This window comes from Curtobacterium sp. MCBD17_003 (assembly GCF_003234885.2).
Taxonomy (GTDB): domain Bacteria; phylum Actinomycetota; class Actinomycetes; order Actinomycetales; family Microbacteriaceae; genus Curtobacterium.
On sequence record NZ_CP126275.1, the window covers coordinates 2303815 to 2326369 of the forward strand.

Consider the following 22555-nt stretch of genomic DNA (forward strand, 5'->3'; position numbering starts at 1 on the left):
GACCTGATTGTAGCGGGCCGTCGCGACCATGGTGTGTCCCCCGAATGCCCGGACCCGAGCCCGAGAGCCGACCCGCGACGTCGGCGGAGGCAGCGCCCGCGCGACCATGCTCGCCGGGCGTGGATGACGACGTCAGAACAGGGTGACGGCCGACCCTGCGGCGACGTCGAGGTCCCCTCGGGCGCGGCCTGCCGTGGTCGGGGACACGGCGGTCGGCACCGCCGGGGCCCCAACTGCCGGGAGGATCCGGACCGCTGCTGCCGGGGCCACCGGGGCCACCGGGGTCACCGGGGCAGCCGCAGCCGACGCAGCGCCCTGTGCCTCGCCGACCTCGTCACCGAAGGACGCCGCGGCCCGTTTGAGTGGCGAACCGTCGTGGAATCCCATGGAGCCCGTCGCCGGGTCCACTCGCCCCACGGGCAGGCCGTGGTCGGCGAGGATCGGCCGCATCCGCTCCGAGAGCCACCGTCGGTAGTCCCGCGGTGCGTACGCGGCATCGAGGTACATCCGCCGGTAGCGCTCGACGAGGTCCGGGTGGCGTCGTCCGAGCCAGTCCATGAACCACGGCTTGACGCCCGGCTTGAGGTGCAGGGCGGAGAACACCACGCTCGTCGCCCCGGCTGCCGCCGCACGGCCCACCGCATCCATCAGGTGTGCCTTGGTGTCCGTGACGTACGGGAGGATCGGCATGAGGAACACGGAACAGTCGAGTCCGGCGTCGCGCACCGCGCGCACGGTCGCCAAGCGCGCGGCCGTCGAGGGCGTCCCTGGTTCCACCGACTGCTGGAGGTCGTCGTCGTACACGGCGATGGACATGGCGAGGTCCACCGGGACGCGCTCCGCGGCCTCGACGAGGATCGGGATGTCGCGACGGAGCAAGGTGCCCTTCGTCAAGATGCTGAACGGCGTGCCCGAGTCGGCGAGCGCGCGGATGATCCCGGGCATGAGCCGGTATCGCCCCTCGGCACGCTGGTACGGGTCCGTGTTCGTGCCCAGCGCGACGGGATGACGATCCCACGAGGGTCGCGCCAGCTCACGCGTGAGGACCTCGGACACGTTCGTCTTGACCACGATCTGCCGGTCGAAGTCCGCTCCGGCGTCGAACTCGAGGTAGGCGTGGGTGGGGCGGGCGAAGCAGTACACGCAGGCATGACTGCAGCCCCGATAGGGGTTGATCGTCCACCCCCACACGCCGCCGTCGTGGCCGCCGACCCGGTTGAGCGCCGACTTGGCCAGGACCTCGTGGAACGTGACCCCGGCGAACTCCGGCGTCGTCACGCTCCGGACGAACCCGCGGTTCGACGCGAGCCCGGGGAGCATCGCGTCGTCCGAGGCATCGATCGTCTGGCCGTCCCACCGCATGTCCCCATTCGAACACGTGTTCGAACGGAGGTCAAGCGGCAGCGGTCAGCGGTGGAGGTGCAACGTCGCCGCGGTCCGGGTGAGCGTCTCGTCAGCGAGCGCCGGGTCGTCCGACAACCGCTTGCCGTACGTCGGCACCATCCCCCGGATGGCATCCGCCCAGCGGTCCCGGCGGTCGGGGAAGCAGCGCTCGAGCAGCCCGAGCATGATCGGCACCGCGGTCGACGCCCCGGGCGAGGCGCCGAGCAGCCCGGCGATGCTGCCGTCCGCCGAGGTGATGACCTCGGTGCCGAACTGCAGGACACCGCCTCGCTCGCGGTCGGGCTTGATGACCTGGACGCGCTGTCCCGCCGTGATCCGGTGCCAGTCCCCCGGCTGTGCGGACGGCATGAAGTCCCGGAGCGCGGCGAACTTGCGGGACCGGCTCGCGAGCAGCTGCCCGACCAGGTAGCGGACCAGGTCCATGTTCGAGAACGCGACCGACAGCATCGGCCGCAGGTTGTGGAGCCGGATCGACCGGAAGAGATCCGACCAGGAGCCCTGCTTGAGGAACTTCGGGCTGAACCCGGCGTACGGCCCGAACATCAGACTCGCCTGACCGTCGACGATCCGCGTGTCCAAGTGCGGCACCGACATGGGCGGCGCGCCGACCGACGCCTTGCCGTAGACCTTGGCGGCGTGCTTGACCACGACCGCCGGGTCGTCGGAGCGGAGGAACTCACCGCTCACGGGGAACCCGCCGTAGCCGCGGATCTCCGGGATGCCGGAGCGCTGGAGGAGCTGGAGCGCGCCACCGCCGGCACCCACGAAGACGAACTTCGCTGCGATGCGGGACCTCGACTGCCCCACCTCGTTCTTGACGAGGAGCTCCCAGGTGCCGTCCTTCCGGCGCGACACGTTCTTCACGACGTGGTTCGACTCGAACTGGACGCCGTCCCGGCGCAGCCCGTCGACGAGCTGACGCGTCAAGGAACCGAAGTCGACGTCGGACCCGGCGGGCGAGTACGTTGCCGCGATGGGCTGCGACCGCTTCCGGCCGGGGATGAGCGCGGGCGCCCACCGGCGGATCTGGCGTGCGTCGTCGCTGTACTCGAGGCCGGCGAAGAGCGGGTGGTCCTTCATCGCCTCGTACCGTGTGCGCATGTAGGACACGTTGTCCTCGCCCCAGACGAAGCTGATGTGCGGCGTCGGGTTGATGAAGGTCTCGGGAGCGGCGAGCGCGCCGGTCTCGACGAGGTGCGCCCAGAACTGCCGCGAGACCTGGAACTGCTCGTTGACGCCGATGGCCTTGCTGATGTCCACGGAACCGTCGGGCAACTCCGGCGTGTAGTTCAGCTCACAGAGTGCCGAGTGCCCGGTTCCCGCGTTGTTCCAGGGGTTGGAGGACTCTTCGGCGACGTCGGCGAGGCGCTCGTAGATCCGGATGGACCAGTCCGGCTCGAGACGGTGGATGAGCGCGCCCAGCGTCGCGCTCATGATGCCACCGCCGATCAGGACGACGTCCAACGGCTGCACTGGCTTCTCTGGCACCCGATGATCCTACCGGCGGCGGTCCGACACCGGCTGCGCCGGGGCCGGGAGGCACGGCCTGGGTCAGGCGACGACCGCGCGGCGGGCGAGCACCGCCTCCGCGATCTGGACCGCGTTGAGCGCGGCACCCTTCCGGAGGTTGTCGTTGCTGACGAAGAGGGCGAGCCCGTGCCCCTCGGGTGCCGAACGGTCCGTCCGGATCCGCCCGACGAAGCTCGGGTCGGCGCCGGCGGCCTGCAGGGGCGTCGGGACCTCGGACAACTGCACGCCCGGTGCGCCGGCGAGGACCTCCGACGCTCGCTCCGGCGTCAGGGGGCGCGCGAACTCCGCGTTCACCGAGATCGAGTGCCCCGTGAACACCGGGACCCGGACGCAGGTCCCCGCGACGAGCAGGTCGGGCAGCTCGAGGATCTTGCGGCTCTCGTTCCGGAGCTTCTGCTCCTCGTCCGTCTCGCCCCAGCCGTCGTCGACGATGCTGCCCGCGAGGGGGATGACGTCGAAGGCGATCGGCGCGACGTACTTCGTGGGCTCCGGGAAGGTCACGGCGGAGCCGTCGTGCGTGAGGGCTGCGGCGTCCTGCTCGAGCGCCGCCCGGGCCTGCCCGAGCAGTTCCTCCACGCCGGCGAGGCCGCTGCCGGAGACGGCCTGGTACGTCGTCGCGACGAGCCGGCGCAGACCGGCCTCGGCATCGAGCACCTTGAGTACCGGCATGATCGCCATGGTCGTGCAGTTCGGGTTCGCGATGATGCCCTTGCGTGCCTCGTCGATCGCATGCGGGTTGACCTCGCTCACGACGAGCGGGACATCCGGGTCCATCCGCCAGGCGCTCGAGTTGTCGATGACGAGCGCCCCCGCGGCGGCGAAGCGCGGTGCCAGGGTCCGGGATCCCGATGCCCCGGCGGAGAACAGGGCGATGTCGATGCCCGTCGGGTCCGCGGTCGCCGAGTCCTCGACGACGATGTCCTCGCCCCGGAACGGCAACGTCGTGCCTGCGGAGCGGGCGGTGGCGAAGAACCGGACCGTCGTGGCGGGGAAGGCACGGTCCTCCAGCAGACGGCGCATGACGGTGCCGACCTGCCCGGTGGCGCCGACGACGGCGACGGTGAGCTCGCTCATGGTGTCTCCTGTCTACCGGCCGGTGCCGGCGTAGACGACGGCTTCGACGTCGGCGTCGAGACCGAACGCCGAGTGAACGACGCGCATCGCCTCGTTCAGGGTGTCGGCCCGCGTGACGACCGAGATCCGGATCTCGCTCGTCGAGATCATCTCGATGTTGATCGAGGCCTCGTGGAGCGCACGGAACAGCTGCGCCGACACCCCGGCGTTCGTCCGCATGCCGGCACCGACCAGGGCGAGCTTGCCGATCTGGTCGTCGTACTGCACGGTCTCGTAGCCGATGCTCGCCTTCGAGGCCTCGAGCGCGGTGAGGACCCCGGAGCCCTGCGACTTCGGCAGCGTGAACGAGATGTCGGTGCGGCCGGTCGCCGCGGCGGAGACGTTCTGCACGATCATGTCGATGTTCGCGCCGGCCCGGGCGACGGTCGTGAAGATCTCGGCCGCCTTGCCCGGCTGGTCGGGCACGCCGACCACCGTGATCTTGCCCTCGGAGAGGTCGCCGGCGATGCCGGTGATGATCGGTTCTTCCACGGACTCCCCCTCGGCAGGGTTGTAGACGATGGTGCCCTCGGTGTTGTTGAACGAGGACCGGACGTGCAGGGTGACGCCGTGCCGCCGGGCGTACTCGACGGCGCGGATGTAGAGGACCTTGGCGCCCGCGGCCGCGAGCTCCAGCATCTCCTCGCTCGTGATGCGGTCGATCTTGCGCGCCTTCGGGACGACCCGCGGGTCGGCGCTGAAGATGCCGTCGACGTCGGTGTAGATCTCGCACACGTCGGCACCGAGGGCAGCGGCCAGGGCGACGGCGGTCGTGTCGGAGCCACCGCGGCCGAGGGTGGTGATCTCGCCCGTCGTGCGGTTGAAGCCCTGGAACCCCGCGACGATCGCCACGTGCCCGGCGTCGAGGGCCTCACGGACGCGCTTCGGGGTGACGTCGACGATCCGGGCACGGCCGTGCTGGGCGTCGGTCAGCATGCCCGCCTGGCTGCCGGTGTACGAGCTGGCTTCGACCCCGAGGCTCTTGATCGCCATCGCGAGCAACGCCATCGAGATCCGCTCGCCCGCGGTGAGGAGCATGTCCAGCTCGCGACCGGACGGCAACGGGGTGACCTGGCTCGCGAGGTCGAGGAGCTCGTCCGTCGTGTCGCCCATCGCGGAGACGGCCACGACGACGTCGTTGCCGGCCTTCTTCGTCTGGACGATCCGCTTGGCCACGCGCTTGATGCTCTCGGCGTCCGCGACGGACGAGCCACCGAACTTCTGCACGATCAATGCCACTGACGAACTCCTGGACTCCCACGGACGCGGTCCGCCGATTCTACCGAGTGTCCTCGGACTGTTGCGTCGCGTGCACGCCACGCGCTGGGACTCCGGTGGTCGCCGACCGGCACCCGTCGACCGGGAGGCCCGGGTCAACCGCCCACGAGCCGGCGCCCCTCGAACGCGCGTCCGAGCGTGACCTCGTCGGCGTACTCGAGATCCCCACCGACCGGGAGTCCGGAAGCGAGGCGCGTCGTCCGGACCCCCATCGGCACGAGGAGCCGGCTGAGGTAGGTGGCCGTGGCCTCGCCCTCGAGATTCGGATCGGTCGCGATGATGACCTCGTCCACGGTGCCGTCCGCGAGCCGCGTCAGCAGACCCTGGATGCGGAGGTCGTCGGGGCCGACGCCGTCGATCGGGCTGATCGCGCCGCCGAGCACGTGGTACAGCCCGCGGAACTCACGGGTCCGCTCGATCGCGGCGACGTCCTTGGCCTCCTCGACCACGCAGATGACCGCGGGCGAGCGGCGGGGATCGCGGCAGATGCTGCAGCGTTCTGTCTCGGTCACATTCCCGCAGACCTCGCAGAAGCGGACCTTCTCCTTGACCGTCATGAGGAGTTCCGCGAGGCGCGTCGGGTCGAACGACTCGGTCTGCAGGATGTGGAACGCGATCCGCTGCGCGGACTTCGGACCGATCCCCGGCAGACGGCCGAACTCGTCGATGATGTCCTGGACGATGCCGTCGTACATGGTCAGAAGCCTCCGGACCCGCTGCTGTCGAGCGTGGTCTCCTCGATGAACTGGGCCCCGAGGATCTCACGGACGACCGCCTCGCCGTAGCGTCCGGGGACCGGCACACGGGCGGGCCGCTCCGGCGCCGACGGGGCCGTCCGGGCGGGAGCTGGGGTGCCGCCCCCGCGGGGTGCGGACGCCGACGGTGCTCGTCCTCCGGTGGGTACGGGCCCCGCGGCGGATCGACCCGACGGGCCCGGGTCCGGGAACGGCGCTCCGTCGTCGTAGGGCTCGTCGTCGAGGGGGTAGTCGTCGACCGGCACGTCGCTCGGTCCGCCTGCGACAGCCGGGGTGCTGGCCGGACCACGGACGGCACCGGCAGCGGGCGCGCTCGTCGCGGCACCCGCGGGCGCACCGCCCGTCCGTCCGGCTGGCGCGACGGCGGCCGGTGCCGTGCCGTCCGGGCTCGACGCCACCCCGAAGGGCGCGGCCCACGACGGCTCGACGTCGTCCGGGACGGCATCTGCAGTGGGATCGGACGCCGGGATCGTCGCGACCACCCAGTCGGTGACCGGGCCGGTGGGCGCGGGGGCCGGCGCGGCTGCGGATGCTCGGGACGGAGCAGGCGCGGCTGCTGGCGCCGATCCCCCGGCTGAGGCCGGCACCTGCGCGCTGCTCTGCTCGGAGGATCCGCGAGCGCCGTCGCGCGTCGGCGCCGCCGGTGCGGACTCGGGCGCCGACTGGCGCTCGGGTGTCGGCTGACGCTCGGGCGCCGACTGGCGCTCGCGCGCCGACTGGCGCTCGGGCGCCGACTGGCGCTCGGGTGTCGCCTGACGCTCCGGCACCGCCTGACGCTCCGGCACCGCCTGACGCTCCGGCGCCGACTGGCGCTCGGGTGTCGCCTGACGCTCCGGCACCGCCTGACGCTCGGATGCGGGCCGTCCCGCGTCCGGGTTCGACCCTGCGGGTGCCGGCCCGCGAGCGACGAACTTCACACGGACGCCGAGGACATCGAGGATGGCGGCCCGGAGGTACTCGCTGACGCTGTCCTTCGGGTCGGTCATCTGCTTGAACGACGCGACGTCCTGCTGACTCGGGAACGTCAGTGTGAGGACGTCGTCCGTGAAGGCGGTCACCTGCGCGGTCACGACGACCATCCAGGCGGACCGTCGAGCGCGCTGCACGTGCTCGACGACCTGCGGCCAGCTGTCCCGCACCTGTTGCACGCCCAGCTCGCCGACGGCCCGGACCGCCGGCGAGGCCGCGAGCGCCGCGCCGACACCGGTCGACGAGGGCGAGCCCGCACCCGAGGGCGCGCTGCCGGTCGTGGGGACGACCTCGACCGCGCCGGGGACCGCGCGCTGCTCGTCATCGTCGGCCCGTTCGGTCCCGGACGCGCTGGCCGGGGCAGCAGCAGCGGTGGCACGGGTCGAAGCCGGGGTCGGCGCGGCCGGCGTCGGCGCGGCCTGCGCCGGCGCCGGCGCGGGTGCGGCAGCCGGTGCGCTTGACGTGACGACAGCGACGGGCGCAGAACCGGTCGTGCCCCCGGCGTCACCGACGCCGACGCGACGCTCGAGGCGCTCGACGCGCGCCAGGGCGCCCCGCTGGCTGTCATCGCTCTCCGGCACGAGCATCCGCGCCACCATGAGTTCGAGGTGCAGGCGGGGCGACGTCGCGCCGGTCATCTCGGTGAGCGCACGGTTCGCGATGTCGGCCGCGCGCGAGAGCCCGACCGCGCCGAAGACGGCCGCCTGCCGCGTCATCGTCTCGAGTTCCTCGGGCGAGACTCCGCGCAACACGCCCGCAGCGCCCTCGTTGGTGGCGGCGACGACGATGAGGTCGCGGAGCCGTTCGAGCAGGTCCTCGACGAAGCGACGCGGATCCTGACCTGTCTGCACGACGCGGTCGACGGCCGAGAACGCCGAGGCCGGATCCGCCACGGCGAGCGCGTCCACGACGTCGTCGAGCAGGGCGGCATCGGTGTACCCGAGGAGTGCGACCGCGCGGTCGTAGGCGATCGTGCGGTCCTCGCTCCCGGCCATCAGCTGGTCGAGGAGCGACAGGGTGTCCCGAACCGATCCCCCGCCGGCCCGGACCACGAGCGGCAGGACACCGGGCGCCACCGACACGGACTCCTGCGCGCACAGCTGCTCGACGTACTCGAGCATGGACGCCGGCGGCACGAGCCGGAACGGGTAGTGGTGGGTCCGCGAGCGGATGGTCCCGATGACCTTCTCGGGCTCGGTCGTCGCGAAGATGAACTTGACGTGCTCCGGTGGTTCCTCCACCAACTTGAGGAGTGCGTTGAACCCCTGCGGCGTGACCATGTGGGCCTCGTCGAGGATGAAGATCTTGTAGCGGTCGCGTGCCGGGGCGAACACGGCGCGGTCGCGAAGGTCGCGTGCGTCGTCCACGCCGTTGTGGCTGGCTGCGTCGATCTCGATGACGTCGAGCGACCCGCCGCCGTCCCGTGCCAGCTCCACACAGCTCGGGCACACTCCGCATGGCGTGTCCGTCGGGCCCTGAGCGCAGTTGAGACACCGCGCGAGGATCCGTGCCGACGTGGTCTTGCCACAACCCCTCGGTCCGCTGAAGAGGTAGGCGTGGTTGACGCGGTCTGCCCGGAGTGCTGTCCGCAGCGGATCGGTCACCTGCGACTGGCCGATGAGTTCGGCGAAGTTCTCGGGCCGGTAACGGCGATACAAGGCGGTGACCACGCCACCAGGGTAATCGGCGCCGCCGACACCGGGGGTCGCTCTCCACAGACCCCGGCGATGTCAGCTCGTGGTCCCGGCGCTCGCTGGCGAACCTGGACGTCGACCCAGAAAGGGCGTACCGATCAGTCCGTGGAGCGGTATCGTCCACGTACGGCCACGGCGCGACCGACCATCGCAGGACCATCCGTGGCGGATCAGGATCAGGAGTCGAGCTCATGAACGAGCGGTTGACGCTGTCGTGCACGCTGCGCCGGACGATCGTCCGGACCACCGTGGCGCGGACGGCTGGCCGGGCTCGGAACGGCACCACGACGAGCGCCTGATCGCGGGCTCCGGGAGCCTCGGCCCCCGGAAGCCGGGGCGCGTCGGTGTTCGGGTCATCGCCGCCCCGGCCCCTCGGAGCGGCGGACGACGATGTTCGGGTCATCCTCGTCCGCCGCTCCCTCATGCGTGTCAGGGCCGCGTCCGCGCCGCTGCCCAGCGGCCGCAACTGATCCGACGGACGCGCACCGCGGACCGGACTCGGGGAACGGGGGGTCGGTGCCGGCCGTGGCGGTCCGCGCCGGACGCCGGACAGCGCCACCGGTCCCCTGCAGCGGTCTCCGAGCAACCGTGATCGACCGGTTCCAGCGGGCGGCGGCGGAACGAGAAGACTCCCCACGTACCCGCCAGAGCCCGGTTGCCCTTGCTGCGTTTCCGCCCTGGGGGAGTTGGCCTGGATGGCGTCACGTGAGGAGCCGCCGACAGTCTAGCGGACGCCTCGCCCGTTCATCGACGCGCACTCAGCCGCGGGCGGTTCAGTGGAGGCATGAAGATCGTCATCGCCGGAGGACACGGCAAGATCGCCCTGCTGCTCGAACGGCTCATCAGGCAGGCGGGACACGACGCGGTCGGGATCGTCCGCAACCCGGCGCATGTCGCCGACGTCGAGGCCACCGGCGCGACCGCGATCGTCCGGGATCTCGAGCAGATGGACGAGGACGACCTGGCGGTGGACCTCGAGCAGGCCGACGCCGTCGTGTTCGCGGCGGGCGCCGGACCGAACAGCGGTGCCGAACGCAAGTTCGCGGTCGACCGCGACGCCGCGATCCTGCTCGCCGACGCCGCATCGCGGGTCTCGGTGCCGCGGTACGTGCTCATCTCGGCCATGGGCGCCGACTCGTACGACCCGGCCACGGCGGTCCTGCCGGCCGCGGACGACCGCGCGGTGTTCCAGGTCTACCTGCGGGCGAAGGCGGAGGCGGACGCGAACATCCGCGCACGCGGGTTCCAGTGGACGATCGTGCGTCCCGGAGGTCTCCTCGACACCCCGGGCCAGGGCACCGTCCGCGCCGGCACCGAGGTGCCCCGTGGTTCCGTCTCGCGGGCCGACGTCGCGGCGGTCGTCCTGGAGGCCCTGCTCGCGGGTGCCGCGATCGGTCGCCAGTTCGAGCTCACGTCGGGCGACGTGCCGATCCACGAGGCGCTCGCGGCGCTCTGAGGCGGCGGCGCGCCACGGCCCGCATCTGAGGCGGCGGCGGGTCACGGCCCGCATCAGCCCGGGCGGCAGCAGCAGCGCGCGCTGGAGATCAGGGGACGCGCCAGCGGCGCCACGACGCCGACGCCGACGCCGGGCGAGCCCGCGAGTCCGGCAGATCAGTGCAGTGCCACAGCGGCGGACTGCCGTGCGATCTCCAGCTCCTCGTTCGTCGGGATCACGAGCACCGCGACCCGGGAGCGGTCGGTCGAGATCCGCCGCGCACGGCTGGAGTGCAGGTCGTTGCGGTCGTGGTCGACCTCGATCCCCAGGTGCTCGAGCCCGGCCAGGACCCGGCGCCGCAGGAGCGCGTTGTTCTCGCCCACACCCGCCGTGAACACGACGGCGTCGAGGCCGCCGAGCTGGGCGGTGTACGCGCCGACGTACCGGCGGATCCGGTGCCGGTAGACGGCGAGCGCCGCCTCCGCCCGGTCGTCGCCCTCGGACGCGTCGCTCTGGACGTCCCGCATGTCCCCGTTCCCGGTGAGTCCGAGCAGGCCCGACTGCTTGTTGAGCATGGTGTCGAGGTCCTCGAAGGACATGCCGGCCTCGCGGTGCAGGTGGATGAGGATCGCGGGGTCGAGGTCGCCCGAGCGGGTCCCCATGACGAGCCCCTCGAGCGGCGTCAGGCCCATCGACGTCTCGATGCTGCGCCCTCCGTCGATCGCGGCGGCGGACGCCCCGTTGCCGAGGTGCAGGACGATCGTCTTGAGCTGCTCGAGCGGGCGGCCGAGGAACACCGCGGTCTGCTCGGACACGTACTTGTGGCTCGTCCCGTGCGCGCCGTACCGCCGGATCGCGTAGCGCTGCGCGAGGTCCGCCGGGATCGCGTACGTGTAGGCCTCCGGCGGCATGGTCTGGTGGAACGCGGTGTCGAAGACGGCGACCTGCGGCACGTCCGCGAACACGTGCTGTGCGGCGCGGATCCCCTCGAGGTTGGCCGGGTTGTGCAGCGGTGCGAGGGCGGACAGGGCGTCGATCCGCGCCTCGACCTCGGGCGTGATGACGGTGGCGCGGTCGAAGTCGGTGCCGCCGTGGACGACCCGGTGGCCGACGACGGCGGGCGGCTCGTCGTCGAACGAGGGCCCGACGGCGGCGAAGGCGTCGAGCATCGCGCGGAACCCGGCGGCGTGGTCCGGCACGTGGGCGTCGTCGTTCGAGGTGGACTTGCCGGTCAGGGCGTTCGTGTGCTTGGTGGCGCCGGAGGACTCCCCGATGCGCTCGACCAGCCCGGACGCGAGCATGCGCTCCCCCTCGAGCTCGATGAGCTGGTACTTGAAGGAGCTCGATCCGGAGTTGACGACGAGTGCTGTGGTCACGATGCCTGCTTCCTGGGTTCGGCGCTGGTCCCGGCCTGGATGGCGGTGATCGCGACGGTGTTGACGATGTCCCCGACGAGTGCGCCGCGCGACAGGTCGTTGATCGGCTTGCGCAGCCCCTGCAGGACGGGCCCGATCGCGACCGCGCCGGCGGACCGCTGCACGGCCTTGTAGGTGTTGTTGCCGGTGTTGAGGTCCGGGAAGATGAACACCGTCGCGCGGCCGGCGACCGGCGAGTCCGGCATCTTGGCGCGGGCGACGGTGGGATCGGCGGCGGCGTCGTACTGGATCGGGCCCTCGACGAGCAGCTCGGGGTGCCGTTCGCGGACGAACGCGGTGGCGGCCCGCACCTTGTCGACGTCCGCCCCGGATCCGCTGTCCCCGGTCGAGTAGCTGAGCATGGCGACGCGCGGTTCGATGCCGAACTGCGCGGCGGTTGCCGCGCTGGACGTCGCGATGTCCGCGAGCTGTTCGCTGGTCGGGTCCGGCACCACGGCGCAATCGCCGTACACGAGGACGCGGTCGGCGAGCGCCATGAGGAACACGCTCGACACGATCGACACGTCGGGCCGGGTCTTGATGATCTCGAACGCGGGGCGGATCGTGTGCGCGGTGGTGTGCCGGGCTCCGGACACCATGCCGTCGGCGAGGCCGAGGTGCACCATGAGCGTGCCGAAGTAGGACACGTCCGTCACCCGGTCGCGCGCCAGCTCGACGGTCATGCCCTTGTGTGCGCGGACACGGGCGTACTCCTCGGCGAACCGTTCACGGAGCGGTTCGGCGGAGGGGTCGACCACGTCGGCGGCGTCGAGGTCGAGCCCGAGCTCGGCCGCGCGGGTGCGGACCGCCGTCGGGTCCCCGAGGATCGTGAGGTCGCAGACGTCGCGCTGCAGGAGCGTCGATGCGGCCCGGAGGATCCGGTCGTCGTCCCCCTCGGGCAGGACGATCCGCTTCCGGAGCTCCCGGGCGCGGTCGATCAGACCGTGCTCGAACATGAGCGGCGTCACGACGGACGACGGTCCGACCTCGAGCCGGGCGAGGAGTTCGTCCGCGTCGACGTGCCGCTCGAACAGCGACAGGGCGAGGTCGGTCTTGCGCGGCGAGTCCGCCGCGAGGCGCCCCCGGGTCTGCGTGATCCGCAGCGCCGTGTCGTAGGTGCCGAGCCCGTTGCGGGCGATGGGCAGGGTGCTCGACAGACCCTCGAGGAGGCGCTGGATCTGCGGCGAGGTCTCGAACCCGCCGTTGAGGACGACCCCGGCGAGCGAGGGGAACGTCTCCGAGTCGTTCGCGAGCAGCGTCGCGATGAGGACGTCGGTGCGGTCGCCCGGGACGACGACGATCCCGCCCTCGATGAGCCGGGGCAGGACGTTCTCCATGCTCATGGCGGCGACCACCGTGCCGAGGGCCTCGCGGTCGAGCAGGGCCTCGTCACCGCTGACCAGGGTGGCGTCCGTCGCGGCGAGCACGGCACGTACCGTCGGGGCGACGAGCACGGCGTCCTCGGGGATCGCCCAGACCGGCGTGCCCGGGTGCTCTGTCGCGATCGCACTGCGGATGCCGGCGACGACCTCGTCGATGCGCTCCGGCGCGGTGCGGTTCGCGACGACCCCGAGCAACGACGCGTGGGCGGCGCGGAGTTCGCTCGTGGTCAACTCCGCGATCTGTCGGACGTCGTCGCCGGTCCGGGCGCCGCGCTCGGAGCTGCTCCGCCCTCCGAGCACGAGGAGGACCGGTGCGCCGAGGTTCGCCGCGATGCGCGCGTTGTACGACAGCTCGGTCGGGCTGCCGACGTCGGTGTAGTCGGAACCGACGACGACGACCGCGTCGCACTGCCGCTCGACGAGCGCGAACCGGTTCACGATCGTGGCGAGCGCCCCGTCGGGGTCCGCGTGGACGTCCTCGTAGGTCACCCCCACGGCGTCGTCGTAGTCGATGCCCGCCGATGTGTGCTGGAGCAGCAGCTCGAGGACGTAATCCCGCTCGGCGGTCGACCGCGCCACGGGCCGGAAGACGCCGACCCGGCCGACGGTCCGCGCGAGGGTCTCGAGCACCCCGAGGGCCACGGTGCTCTTGCCGGTGTGCCCTTCTGCTGACGTGATGTAGATGCGGGTCGACACCTCCCCAGGATAGGACCGGGGGCCGGGTGCCGCCCCAGGGCGCGGTGCCGCGGTCGTCGGCCCGCCTCCGGACCTGTACCATGGGGTGTCGTCGCCACAGGGCGACGCCCGGAGGATTCGCCTAGTGGCCTATGGCGCACGCTTGGAAAGCGTGTTGGGTGCAAGCCCTCGGGGGTTCGAATCCCCCATCCTCCGCCACGATCGACCGTCGATTCCCGTCCGTCGCCCCTCGCGTGGCGCGCCCGGGAGGCCCGTCACCGCCCGCACCGGAGCTCCGGTCCCCCACCTGCCGGACCCGGTCGAACCCCACGTCGCGGGGATCCGCAGATCACCCCCACAACGCTGGGACGGCGCGGGGGTCAGGCCCTAGGCTGACGCTCGCAGGCCGCTCCGTCACCGGTGACGGCAGAGATCCGGCAGCGGCAGGGGCGTCGCGTCGGACCACCGGGACGGCTCCCGGTGGCCGCCGGACCGTGAGGGGCGAGGAGCATCCGTGGGGGAGACGACGGCACGCGTCAGGGCGACGCCGGGGAGGGCGCACCTCGTGGTGCGGCCGAGCGGGGCGTTCCTGCGGAGCACCGCATTGAGCATCCTGTTCTCCGCGGTGCCACTCGCGGTCGCGCTCGTGTGGGTGTCGTTCCCGCTCGGGTTCGTCGCGCCGGTGGGGACCGTCGCGGTCGTCGCGGCGGTGCTGACCTCGCTGCTCGTGGTCCGGTTCCGCACGGTGTACGCCGGCGTCGGCTCGCACCACGTCGAGATGCGCGGGCTGCTCGGACCACGCGTCGTGCTCGACCGTGCGCACGTGCACCGGGTCGTGCTCGCGACGACGTTCGGTCCGTCCGTGGACCGCACGACCCGCCAGCTCGTCGCGCTGACCGAGTCCGGGCATCCGCTCTTCCGGATGCGGGGCGTGCTGTGGGACGACACGGCGCTCGGGCACCTCGCCGAGGCACTGGACGCACGGGTCACGGAGCTCACCAAGCCCATGCCGCTGCGGGAGTTCCACCGCCTGTACCCGCAGAGTCGCGCTTGGTACGAGCGGCCGATGGCGATCCTGGCGATCGCGGTCGGGGTCGGGTCGCTCGTCGTCCTGGCGCTCGTCGCGGAGACCGCGGGACGCATCGCTCACTGACGTCGGGCCGCACCCTCGGCGGTGCGGATCCGGGGTCAGTGCGACAGCGCCGGCACCGTGCGCGGCCGGACCACGAACCAGAGCACGAACACGGCCACGACGGCGGTGGCGGCCATGACCTCGGCCATGGGCACGGCGGAGCCGATGCCGAGCAGGCCGACGACGGGCGAGATGATGCCGGCCACGCCGAAGTTCATCGCGCCGAGCAGTGACGCCGCCGTCGCGGCCTCCTTGCCGTGGGCTGCGAGCCCGAGCACCTGGATCTGCGGGAACGAGAACCCACACGCACAGATGAAGAACCACAGGGGCACGAACACGCCCACGCGCCCCACCCCGACGGAGTCGAACACGGCGATGGCGACGGCGCTGACGAGCAGGACGGCGGTGGAGCAGGCGAGGATCCACTGCGGGCCGACGCGCCGCGCGAGGCGCGACGACACCTGCACGCCGATCACGACGCCCAACGAGTTGACCGCGAACAGGACGCCGTACTGCTGGGTGCTGAGGCCGTACACCTGCTGGAACAGGAACGGCGACGCCGACAGGTACGAGAACAGGCCGCTGAACACCATCGCACCGATGAGCGCGACGCCGACGAACACCCGGTCCGAGAACAGTGCGCGGTACCGGTCCCGTACCGACGCGTGTCCGACGTCGTGGCGGCGCTCGCGCGGGAGCGTCTCGACGATGAGGCTGATCATCGCGATGATCACCACCGCCCCGTAGCAGGCCAGGAACACGAACACCCCACGCCAGTCGACGACGCGCAGCATCTGCGAGCCGATGAGCGGGGCCAGGATCGGGGCGAGCCCGTTCACCATCGCCAACCGGGACAGCATGCGCACGAGCGGGATGCCCCCGAAGAGGTCGCGCACCATGGCCATGGCCACGACGACGCCCGCCGCGGCGCCCATCCCCTGGAGGAACCGGAGCACGGCCAACGTCTCGAGGTTCGGCGCGAGGGACGCGGCCACCGAGGCCACGATGTGGAGGGACGTGGCGAGGATGAGCGGGAGCCGCCGCCCGACGCGGTCGCTCCACGGCCCGACGAGGAGCTGGCCGACGGCGAAGCCGACCGTCGTGGCGGTGAGCGTGAGCTGCACCGCTCCGGCGCTGATGTCGAAGGCACGCTCGAGCGACGGGAACGCGGGCAGGTAGAGGTCGATCGTGAACGGCCCGAGCGCCGTGAGCGCGCCGAGGACGACCACGTAGACGAGGCGCTGGGAGCGACGCAGAGCGTCGCCGGGGTGGACGACGGTCAGGGCGCCGGTGGCAGGGGCGGTCACGGGGAGGAGGGCCTTCCGGGGTGAGGGGTGGTCGCCGGTCGAATCGATTCGGGTCCGGGACCAATGCTACGGGTCCGCATCGGCCCGCGCACGGCGGGCCGCGCTTCTGCGTGCATCGGCGCCGCCCGTGCGCGAACCGGCCCCGCGACCCGCCCTCCTGGTAGCGTCGGGGCGTCCACAGAGGGGTGATGACCATGGTCGACGCGCGGATCCTGCACACCACGGCGGCGCTGCGTGGGGCCATCCTCGGGCTCGCAGCCGACCGGCCGGTGTCGGCCATCACCGTCGCGGACGTCACGCGCGCCGCTGGCATCAACCGCGCGACCTTCTACTCCCACGCGGTCTCCCCCGGCTCGCTCCTCGCCGACGTCCTGACGCCCGAGCTCGACAGCATCCGCGACGAGGACGCCGCGCTCCGCGAGGTCCCGGGCGCCGACCCGAGCACGATCACCCGCAGGGGCATCAGCGCCGTCGTCGAGCACATCGTCGCGCACCGCGAGATCTACCGGTGGGCACTCCCCGACCCGAACGACGCCTCGCTGCATCGGCTGCTCGCCGAGCACTTCCGGGTGTCGTGCGTCGCGCACATCGCCGGCATGGCGCCCGAGGACCGGCCCGAGGTCCTCCACGACGTCGCCGCGGGGTTCGTCGCACAGGGGTTCGTCGGCGCGATCACCGTTTGGGTCGCCGGTCCGCGGCGGTCACGCAAGGCGCTCGTCGACACGATCACCGCGTCCCTCCCCGCCTGGTGGCGCTGACCCCGCCAGGCCCGCGGGTCGCCTGACGGGGCGCTCCGGGCCTCCCGGCCGGAACGGCGAGACGCCGGGCCCCTCGTGGGGACCCGGCGTCTCGTGCACCCGCGGCGGTGCGTCGGACCGGTCGACTAGACCTTCGCCTTCGCGAGCGCGGTGAGCAGGTCGAACGACACCGAGCCGAGGCCGGTGACGTCGTCGTAGCCGCGCGCGGTCGTGAGCGACGTGTCCGTGTTGAGCGTGACCAGGTAGCTGTTCCCGCTCGTGGCACTCGTGTACGCCAGCGCGATCGGCGAGGCTGGCGGGGTCACGTCGTTGAACAGCGACGGGGCCACGCGGTCGACCGCGTAGAGCGTCGGGTTCGCGAACCCGATCCGCGAGTGGGTCGTCTGCTGGACGAGCGCCATCAGGGCCGCCGTGATCGGCGACGCGAGCGAGGTCCCACCGTAGGTCTCGGTCTCGTAGGCCGCCGCGGCGAGCGTGCTGTCGTCCTTGATCGGGCGGATGCCGATCGAGAACCCGGTGTACGGGTCGGCCAGCGCCCCGAGGTCCGGCGAGACGCGCTTGCCGTTCGCGAGACCGGCGGGGACGATGCCCTTCTGGTAGCTCGGCTGGGCGAAGTACGTGCTCGCACCGCCACCCGCGCCGCCACCGAACAGGTTGCCGGGCAGCGGTGCCGCGTAGGAGTCCGTGCCGTTCGTCGACACGATCTTGTCGAGCGTGTCCCCCCAGCCGGTCTCGTAGGCCTTGCGACCCGCCGCGTCGATGCCGAGGCTCGTCCCGCCGACCGCCGTGACCCACGGGGACGAGGCCGGGAAGTCCGGCTCGGGCTGCCCGAGGGCCGCCGTCTCGTCGCCGTTGTCACCGCTCGAGAAGTACAGGCCGATGCCCTCGCCGGCGGCCTGCAGCTGGATGTTCTCCTCGCCCTGCAGGGTCGACAGCGGGACGTCCTCGCCGGTGTTGCCGTAGCTGTTGCTGACGATGTCGGCCAGGCCGCCGTCGAGGATCCGGGACATCGCGATGTCCAGGCCCCCGCCGCAGTTCGTGCCACCGACGTACAGGATCGACGCCGCGGGCGCGACCGCGTGCACGGACTCGACGTCGAGCGTCTCCTCGCCCTGCCAGCCGCTCGGCTCCGCGCAGGCCTCCTGGTCGGTGAACTGCGACACCGACGGGATCTTCTGCGAGAACGTGCTGCTCGTCAGCTGGGGCTCACCGTGGCTGGCCGAGTAGGTGTTCGTGTCGTGGATGATCGTCGGCGACGCGTACGCGTCGATGATCGCGACGGTCTGCCCCTGGCCCTGGACGCCCCGTGCCTCGAGCGCCGAGACACCGTAGGCGGACCGCAGCTGCGACGGGATGTAGCCGCAGTTGAAGGTGTCGACGGTGGTCGTGCCGTACGCGGCCGGGACGGTCGCGGTGTGCTGCCCGGTGTAGGCCGAGCACTGCGCGTTCACCGCGGCCGGCGCCGTGGTCGACTGAGCGAACACGTGCGACGGTGTGGTGGCGGCGGGCGTCTGCCCCTGGCCGACGATCTCGGGACGCGTGGTGAACCGGCCCTGGTCGACGCTGACACCGGAGACCTTCGCCGCGATCGCGGTCGGCAGGGACGGCGTGGAGGACGGCGCGACGAGCGAGCGACCGTCGTGGCGGTACTCGTGGAGCGTCGTGCCCATGACGCTCTGGACCGTGGCAGCGGGACCGCGGAAGACCACGTACTGGTGGCTCGCGGGGACGCCCGAGATCGTCAGGCCCTGCGCGCGCAGGTAGCTCGTCACCTGGTCGACGTCGGCCTTGGTGGGCGCGTACTTCGCGATCCACGCGGCCGGCGACAGCGGCGTGCGGTACTGCGGGTTGCCGGGCGTCGACACCGCCGTGGCGAGGGCGGTCGCCCCGGCCAGGTCGCGGAGCGGCAGGTAGACCTCGCCCTCCACGCTCGTGTCGGCGGCGACGGTCCCGCTGTCGTTCGCGTGGGTCGCCCACGACGGGACGGAGTTGCCCAGCGGCGCACGGGTGGCCGCGTTGGCGGGGGCCGCGGCGAGGAGCGAGGTGCCGGCGACGCACGCCGCGGCGATGACACCGACGAGGACTCGTCGATGAGGGGTGAGTTTGGGAGTTGGCACTACTGTCCTCTCTGACCGTTGTCCAGGAGACCCAGGGAGCTCCAGGAGATTCGTGTGCTGACCCTAATCTGGGGGGTCCCCGGCAGGACAGTCAGCACATCGCGGGACGGTCGCCGTGCCCCGGGCGTGGTCCGGACCCTGAGCGGACGCACAGCGCCGCGCCGCGCGGAGGCAGGCGACGATGCGATCGGTGGGCAGCACGGCTGGGAGGACGCCCAGAGCGATCCGGGCCCCCTTCCGGCTGCCACCAGCCACCAGCCACCAGCCACCAGCCACCAGCCGGAGCGTGCCACGGATGCCCGTCGCCGGACGACGTCCGACGGCGCTCACTCCCCGGACGGGCGGCGTCCCTCCTGGAGCCGGTCGGTGAGCCGGACCACTCGGCGGACGAGGTCGGCATCGCTGCTCCCCACCGGGAGCCGGAAGTCCGAGACGACCGGCCGTGACACGCCCCCCTTCCGCAGGGGTTCCCCGATCGCGACCACCACCGCGCCCGCGTCCTGCGCGCGCTGGACCGCCGCGGCCAACGCCGTCGGGTCGACCGCTTCGACCACGACCACCTTCGCCCCGGCCATCGCCGCGGCGACGATCGCCGCGGACTGCGCGTCCGGACGGGAGGCGATGCGCACGTCCGGCACGTAGCCGGATGCAGTGAGCGCGTCCCGGAAGGCCCCGTCGAGTCCGGGCGTGGGTGTGGCGGTCACGCCGGGCTGCGTCGCGCCGGGGGTCGCGTCGGCGGTCGCGTCGGCCTTGGCTCCGCGCGTGCCGCCAGCCGATGCGCCCGCCGGCACCACGACGGCGATGCGCGCGTGCTCGTCGAACCCGCCGTCGGCCCCCGTGAGGTCCGTGCTCCGCACCGGCGTCGGGGTCGTGCCGTCCTCCGCCGCGCAGGCGGCCGGCCCGACCGCGACCACCGCGGCGAGGATGACGCACCGGGTCACCACGGCCACCGTCCTGCCCCGCCGCATCACGTCCTCCCTGGTCGCCCGGCGCCCCACGCTACACACGGCGGGACGGCCGGCACCGCCGCGTCGCCCGCTCCGTCACCCGCGCGGGGCGGGCACGGGCCCGACGCGGCGGACGAGGGCCAGGCCGGCGAGCGCCACGAGCGTCATCGCGCCGAACACCACCGCGAACGACACGGTGGCCGCCCGACCCCCGAACGCCGTGAAGGCGACGCCCGTGATCGCGAGCCCCACGACCGCGCCGGTGGCGTCCCCGATCGCCAGGGCGGAACTCGCGGATCCCTGGTCCGCGCGGTCACTGAGCCGGAGTGTGAGCATCGAGGTCCGCGGGTAGACGATCCCCATGCCGGCACCCGCCACGAACCACCCGGCGATCATCACGACCGGCAGGACACCGGTGACGGCGACGACGAACGCGGCGAGCAGCCCGAGCGCCACGAGCGTCAGTCCGATGCTGAAGGCGCGGCGCGCGGTGAGCACCCGTTCCGGGATCCGGCCGTGGGCCCAGCTCGCGGCGGCCCAGCTGATCGCCGCCAGGGTCAGGGTGACACCGGCCGCCGACGGGCTGAACCCGTGGTGCGCCTGGAGCAGGTACGGCAGGTACACCTCGCTGCCCATGTAGGCGGCGCCGGCGACGGCGCGCATCACGACGACGGCCGGGAGGCCCGGTGCGACCCGGAACGTCCCCACCGGCAGCAGGGGGCGCAGCCCGACCACCGCGACCACGAGTCCGACGGCGAGCACGAGGGGCCCGAGTGCGCCGGCGAGGTCCGGGGCGGTGTTGAGCCCGAGCACCGCGACGGCCGCGACGGCGGACCAGGCGATGCGCGGGCCCGGCCACGCTGGTCGGTCCGCGACGTCGGGGACCGGGAGACGCCGGAGGCTCGGCAGCAGGAGGACGAACGAACCGACGGCGATGACGAGCGCGCCGACGAACACCCAGTGCCAGCCCCACGTGTCCGTCACGACACCGGCGGCCGCCGGACCGACGAGGCCCGGCACGACCCACGCGCCGGCGAAGCCCGCGAAGATCCGTCCGTGCAGGTGCTCGGGGTAGATCCGCGACACGATGACGTACAGCACGACCGTGAGGGCCCCCGCGCCGAAGCCCTCGACGAGGCGTCCGCCGAGGAACACCGGCATCGACCCCGCCAGGGCCACGATCGCCGTGCCGAGCGCGAAGAGCAGCGCGGAGACGATCGTGACCACGCGTGCCCCCGACCGGTCCGCCCAGGTGCCGGCCACCACCATGCCCGGCACCCCTGCGGCGAGCGGCGCGGCGAAGGCCAGCGAGTACAGCGCCTCGCCGTCGAGGTCGCGGCTGATCACCGGCATGATCGTGGCCATCGCCAGGTTCTGGAACGCGCTGACGGCGACGATCGCGACCATGCCGACGGTCGGCAGGACGTATCCGCGTCCCAGGATGCCCGAGCGCCCCGGCCTCGCCGCGCGCCCGGGCGGCATGGTCACCGCGTCAGGGCCTGCTCGACGTCGGCCACGAGGTCAGCGACGTCCTCGATGCCGACCGACAGGCGGACCACGTGCTCGGGCACCGCGAGCTCCGTGCCCTTGACCGACGCGTGGGTCATCTCGCTCGGGTATCCGATGAGCGACTCGACACCACCGAGCGACTCCGCGAGCTGGAACACCTCGGTGGACTCGGCGAACCGGCGTGCGGCCTCCGGACCACCCGTCAGCGCGACCGACAGCATGCCGCCGAACCCGCGCATCTGCTTCGCCGCGATCGCGTGACCCGGGTGGGACTCGAGGCCCGGGTAGAACACCCGCTCGACCGCCGGGTGCCCGACGAGCGCCTCGGCGACGGCCTGCGCGTTCGCCGAGTGCCGTTCCATCCGGACCGCCAGCGTCTTGATGCCCCGGGTCGTCAGCCAGGCGTCCATCGGCCCGGAGATCGCTCCCGCGGCGAACTGCACGAAGCCGACGCGCTCGGCGAGCTCCTCGTCGCGCAGCACGATCGCACCGCCCACCACGTCCGAGTGGCCACCGAGGTACTTCGTGGTGGAGTACGCGACGACGTCGGCACCGAGCGCGAGCGGCTGCTGGAGGTACGGGGACGCGAACGTGTTGTCGACGACGACGAGTGCGCCGACCTCGTGCCCGATCGCGGCGAGCGCGGCGATGTCGACGATCTTCATCAGGGGGTTCGTCGGCGTCTCGACCCAGAGCACCACCGTGCGGCCGGGCTCCCCTGCCCGGAGGACGGCGCGCACCGCGTCGAGGTCGCTCATCTCGACGGTGGTGAGCTCGACCCCCCACGGCACGTGCAGGCGGTTCACGAGGCGGTGGGTGCCGCCGTAGACGTCGTTGCCCATCACGACGTGGGCGCCCGGCGCGAGGACGGCGCGGAGCAGGGCGTCCTCGGCGGCGAGGCCGGACGAGAACGACAACGCCCGGACGCCGCCGTCGAGGTCGGCGAGTTGCTCCTGCAGGGAGTCACGTGTGGGGTTGCCGGACCGTGAGTACTCGTACCCGTTGCGCATCCGCCCGATGCCGTCCTGCACGAACGTCGAGGTGAGGAACACGGGCGGGACCACCGCACCGGTGCGCTCGTCGGGCTCCTGCCCGGAGTGGATCGCGCGGGTGGAGAACTCGGCCATGGGGTGAC

The 22555-nt window shown here is 72.4% G+C and carries 16 protein-coding genes, 1 tRNA gene and 1 other RNA gene; 4 read left to right on the forward strand and 14 right to left on the reverse strand.

Annotation, left to right across the window (positions count from 1 at the left end):
* Positions 1-132: 132 nt before the first annotated feature.
* The 7 genes from DEI88_RS10850 to ffs all read right to left on the reverse strand — a co-directional run bounded on the left by DEI88_RS10850 (position 133) and on the right by ffs (position 9461).
* Positions 133-1362, reverse strand: a complete 1230-nt coding sequence (locus DEI88_RS10850; RefSeq protein ID WP_258372042.1) for an Rv2578c family radical SAM protein — start codon at positions 1360-1362, stop codon at positions 133-135.
* A gap of 45 nt (positions 1363-1407) precedes the next feature.
* Positions 1408-2892 (reverse strand): malate:quinone oxidoreductase, encoded by a 1485-nt coding sequence (locus DEI88_RS10855; protein ID WP_111036793.1) that lies wholly within the window; start codon positions 2890-2892, stop codon positions 1408-1410.
* A gap of 63 nt (positions 2893-2955) precedes the next feature.
* Complete coding sequence (locus tag DEI88_RS10860) at positions 2956-4008, reverse strand: aspartate-semialdehyde dehydrogenase (protein ID WP_111036794.1); 1053 nt, start codon at positions 4006-4008, stop codon at positions 2956-2958.
* Between the two features lie 12 nt (positions 4009-4020).
* A complete protein-coding gene (locus tag DEI88_RS10865) occupies positions 4021-5286 on the reverse strand; it encodes an aspartate kinase (RefSeq protein ID WP_111071341.1) in 1266 nt (421 codons plus the stop codon).
* 134 nt (positions 5287-5420) lie between these two features.
* Entirely contained in the window at positions 5421-6020 is a 600-nt protein-coding gene (recR, locus tag DEI88_RS10870; RefSeq protein WP_111013517.1) for a recombination mediator RecR, read from the reverse strand.
* A 2-nt stretch (positions 6021-6022) separates the two neighbouring features.
* A complete protein-coding gene (locus DEI88_RS10875) occupies positions 6023-8719 on the reverse strand; it encodes a DNA polymerase III subunit gamma and tau (RefSeq protein ID WP_111071340.1) in 2697 nt (898 codons plus the stop codon).
* Between the two features lie 645 nt (positions 8720-9364).
* Positions 9365-9461, reverse strand: an RNA gene (gene ffs / locus DEI88_RS10880) — signal recognition particle sRNA small type.
* A gap of 66 nt (positions 9462-9527) precedes the next feature.
* Here ffs and DEI88_RS10885 point away from each other — a divergent pair.
* Positions 9528-10199, forward strand: coding sequence for an SDR family oxidoreductase (locus tag DEI88_RS10885; RefSeq protein WP_111071339.1), 672 nt, complete (start codon positions 9528-9530; stop codon positions 10197-10199).
* A 155-nt stretch (positions 10200-10354) separates the two neighbouring features.
* Here the strand turns inward: DEI88_RS10885 and DEI88_RS10890 are convergent, their stop codons facing one another.
* Both DEI88_RS10890 and pta read right to left on the reverse strand, forming a co-directional pair.
* Positions 10355-11554 carry an acetate/propionate family kinase gene (locus tag DEI88_RS10890; protein WP_111071338.1) on the reverse strand — a complete coding sequence of 400 codons (1200 nt, stop codon included), beginning with the start codon at positions 11552-11554 and terminating at the stop codon, positions 10355-10357.
* Positions 11551-13671 carry a phosphate acetyltransferase gene (gene pta / locus DEI88_RS10895; RefSeq protein WP_111036798.1) on the reverse strand — a complete coding sequence of 707 codons (2121 nt, stop codon included), beginning with the start codon at positions 13669-13671 and terminating at the stop codon, positions 11551-11553. The genes DEI88_RS10890 and pta overlap by 4 nt, the downstream gene beginning before the upstream one ends.
* A 110-nt stretch (positions 13672-13781) precedes the next feature.
* Here pta and DEI88_RS10900 point away from each other — a divergent pair.
* Together DEI88_RS10900 and DEI88_RS10905 are read left to right on the forward strand one after the other, a co-directional pair.
* A tRNA-Ser gene (locus DEI88_RS10900) sits at positions 13782-13869 on the forward strand.
* A 295-nt stretch (positions 13870-14164) separates the two neighbouring features.
* Positions 14165-14803, forward strand: a complete 639-nt coding sequence (locus tag DEI88_RS10905; protein WP_111013522.1) for a hypothetical protein — start codon at positions 14165-14167, stop codon at positions 14801-14803.
* A 35-nt stretch (positions 14804-14838) separates the two neighbouring features.
* Here the strand turns inward: DEI88_RS10905 and DEI88_RS10910 are convergent, their stop codons facing one another.
* Entirely contained in the window at positions 14839-16089 is a 1251-nt protein-coding gene (locus tag DEI88_RS10910) for a multidrug effflux MFS transporter (RefSeq protein ID WP_111071337.1), read from the reverse strand.
* Positions 16090-16277: 188 nt separating this feature from the next.
* Here DEI88_RS10910 and DEI88_RS10915 point away from each other — a divergent pair, with 188 nt between their 5' ends.
* Positions 16278-16847: a TetR/AcrR family transcriptional regulator gene (locus tag DEI88_RS10915; RefSeq protein WP_111009461.1), complete on the forward strand. Its 570-nt coding sequence runs from the start codon at positions 16278-16280 to the stop codon at positions 16845-16847.
* Positions 16848-16972: 125 nt separating this feature from the next.
* On the opposite strand, the gene DEI88_RS10920 is transcribed toward DEI88_RS10915, so the two are convergent.
* The 4 genes from DEI88_RS10920 to DEI88_RS10935 all read right to left on the reverse strand — a co-directional run bounded on the left by DEI88_RS10920 (position 16973) and on the right by DEI88_RS10935 (position 22547).
* Complete coding sequence (locus DEI88_RS10920) at positions 16973-18964, reverse strand: S53 family peptidase (protein ID WP_258372043.1); 1992 nt, start codon at positions 18962-18964, stop codon at positions 16973-16975.
* A 326-nt stretch (positions 18965-19290) separates the two neighbouring features.
* The gene (locus DEI88_RS10925; protein ID WP_181441170.1) at positions 19291-19905 is read right to left on the reverse strand and encodes a type 1 periplasmic-binding domain-containing protein; all 615 of its coding nucleotides are present in this window, start codon (positions 19903-19905) and stop codon (positions 19291-19293) included.
* Between the two features lie 102 nt (positions 19906-20007).
* Positions 20008-21393: an MFS transporter gene (locus DEI88_RS10930; protein ID WP_111071335.1), complete on the reverse strand. Its 1386-nt coding sequence runs from the start codon at positions 21391-21393 to the stop codon at positions 20008-20010.
* A 2-nt stretch (positions 21394-21395) separates the two neighbouring features.
* Positions 21396-22547 carry a cystathionine gamma-synthase gene (locus tag DEI88_RS10935; protein ID WP_111071334.1) on the reverse strand — a complete coding sequence of 384 codons (1152 nt, stop codon included), beginning with the start codon at positions 22545-22547 and terminating at the stop codon, positions 21396-21398.
* Between the last annotated feature and the right edge of the window lie 8 nt (positions 22548-22555).

Bases quoted from the DNA above. Each gene is read 5' to 3' on its own strand.
- DEI88_RS10850 (WP_258372042.1), bottom strand. From the start codon at position 1,362: ATGCGGTGGGACGGCCAGACGATCGATGCCTCGGACGACGCGATGCTC.
- DEI88_RS10860 (WP_111036794.1), bottom strand. From the start codon at position 4,008: ATGAGCGAGCTCACCGTCGCCGTCGTCGGCGCCACCGGGCAGGTCGGC.
- recR (WP_111013517.1), bottom strand. From the start codon at position 6,020: ATGTACGACGGCATCGTCCAGGACATCATCGACGAGTTCGGCCGTCTG.
- DEI88_RS10885 (WP_111071339.1), top strand. From the start codon at position 9,528: ATGAAGATCGTCATCGCCGGAGGACACGGCAAGATCGCCCTGCTGCTC.
- DEI88_RS10915 (WP_111009461.1), top strand. From the start codon at position 16,278: ATGACCATGGTCGACGCGCGGATCCTGCACACCACGGCGGCGCTGCGT.
- DEI88_RS10930 (WP_111071335.1), bottom strand. From the start codon at position 21,393: ATGCCGCCCGGGCGCGCGGCGAGGCCGGGGCGCTCGGGCATCCTGGGA.
- DEI88_RS10935 (WP_111071334.1), bottom strand. From the start codon at position 22,547: ATGGCCGAGTTCTCCACCCGCGCGATCCACTCCGGGCAGGAGCCCGAC.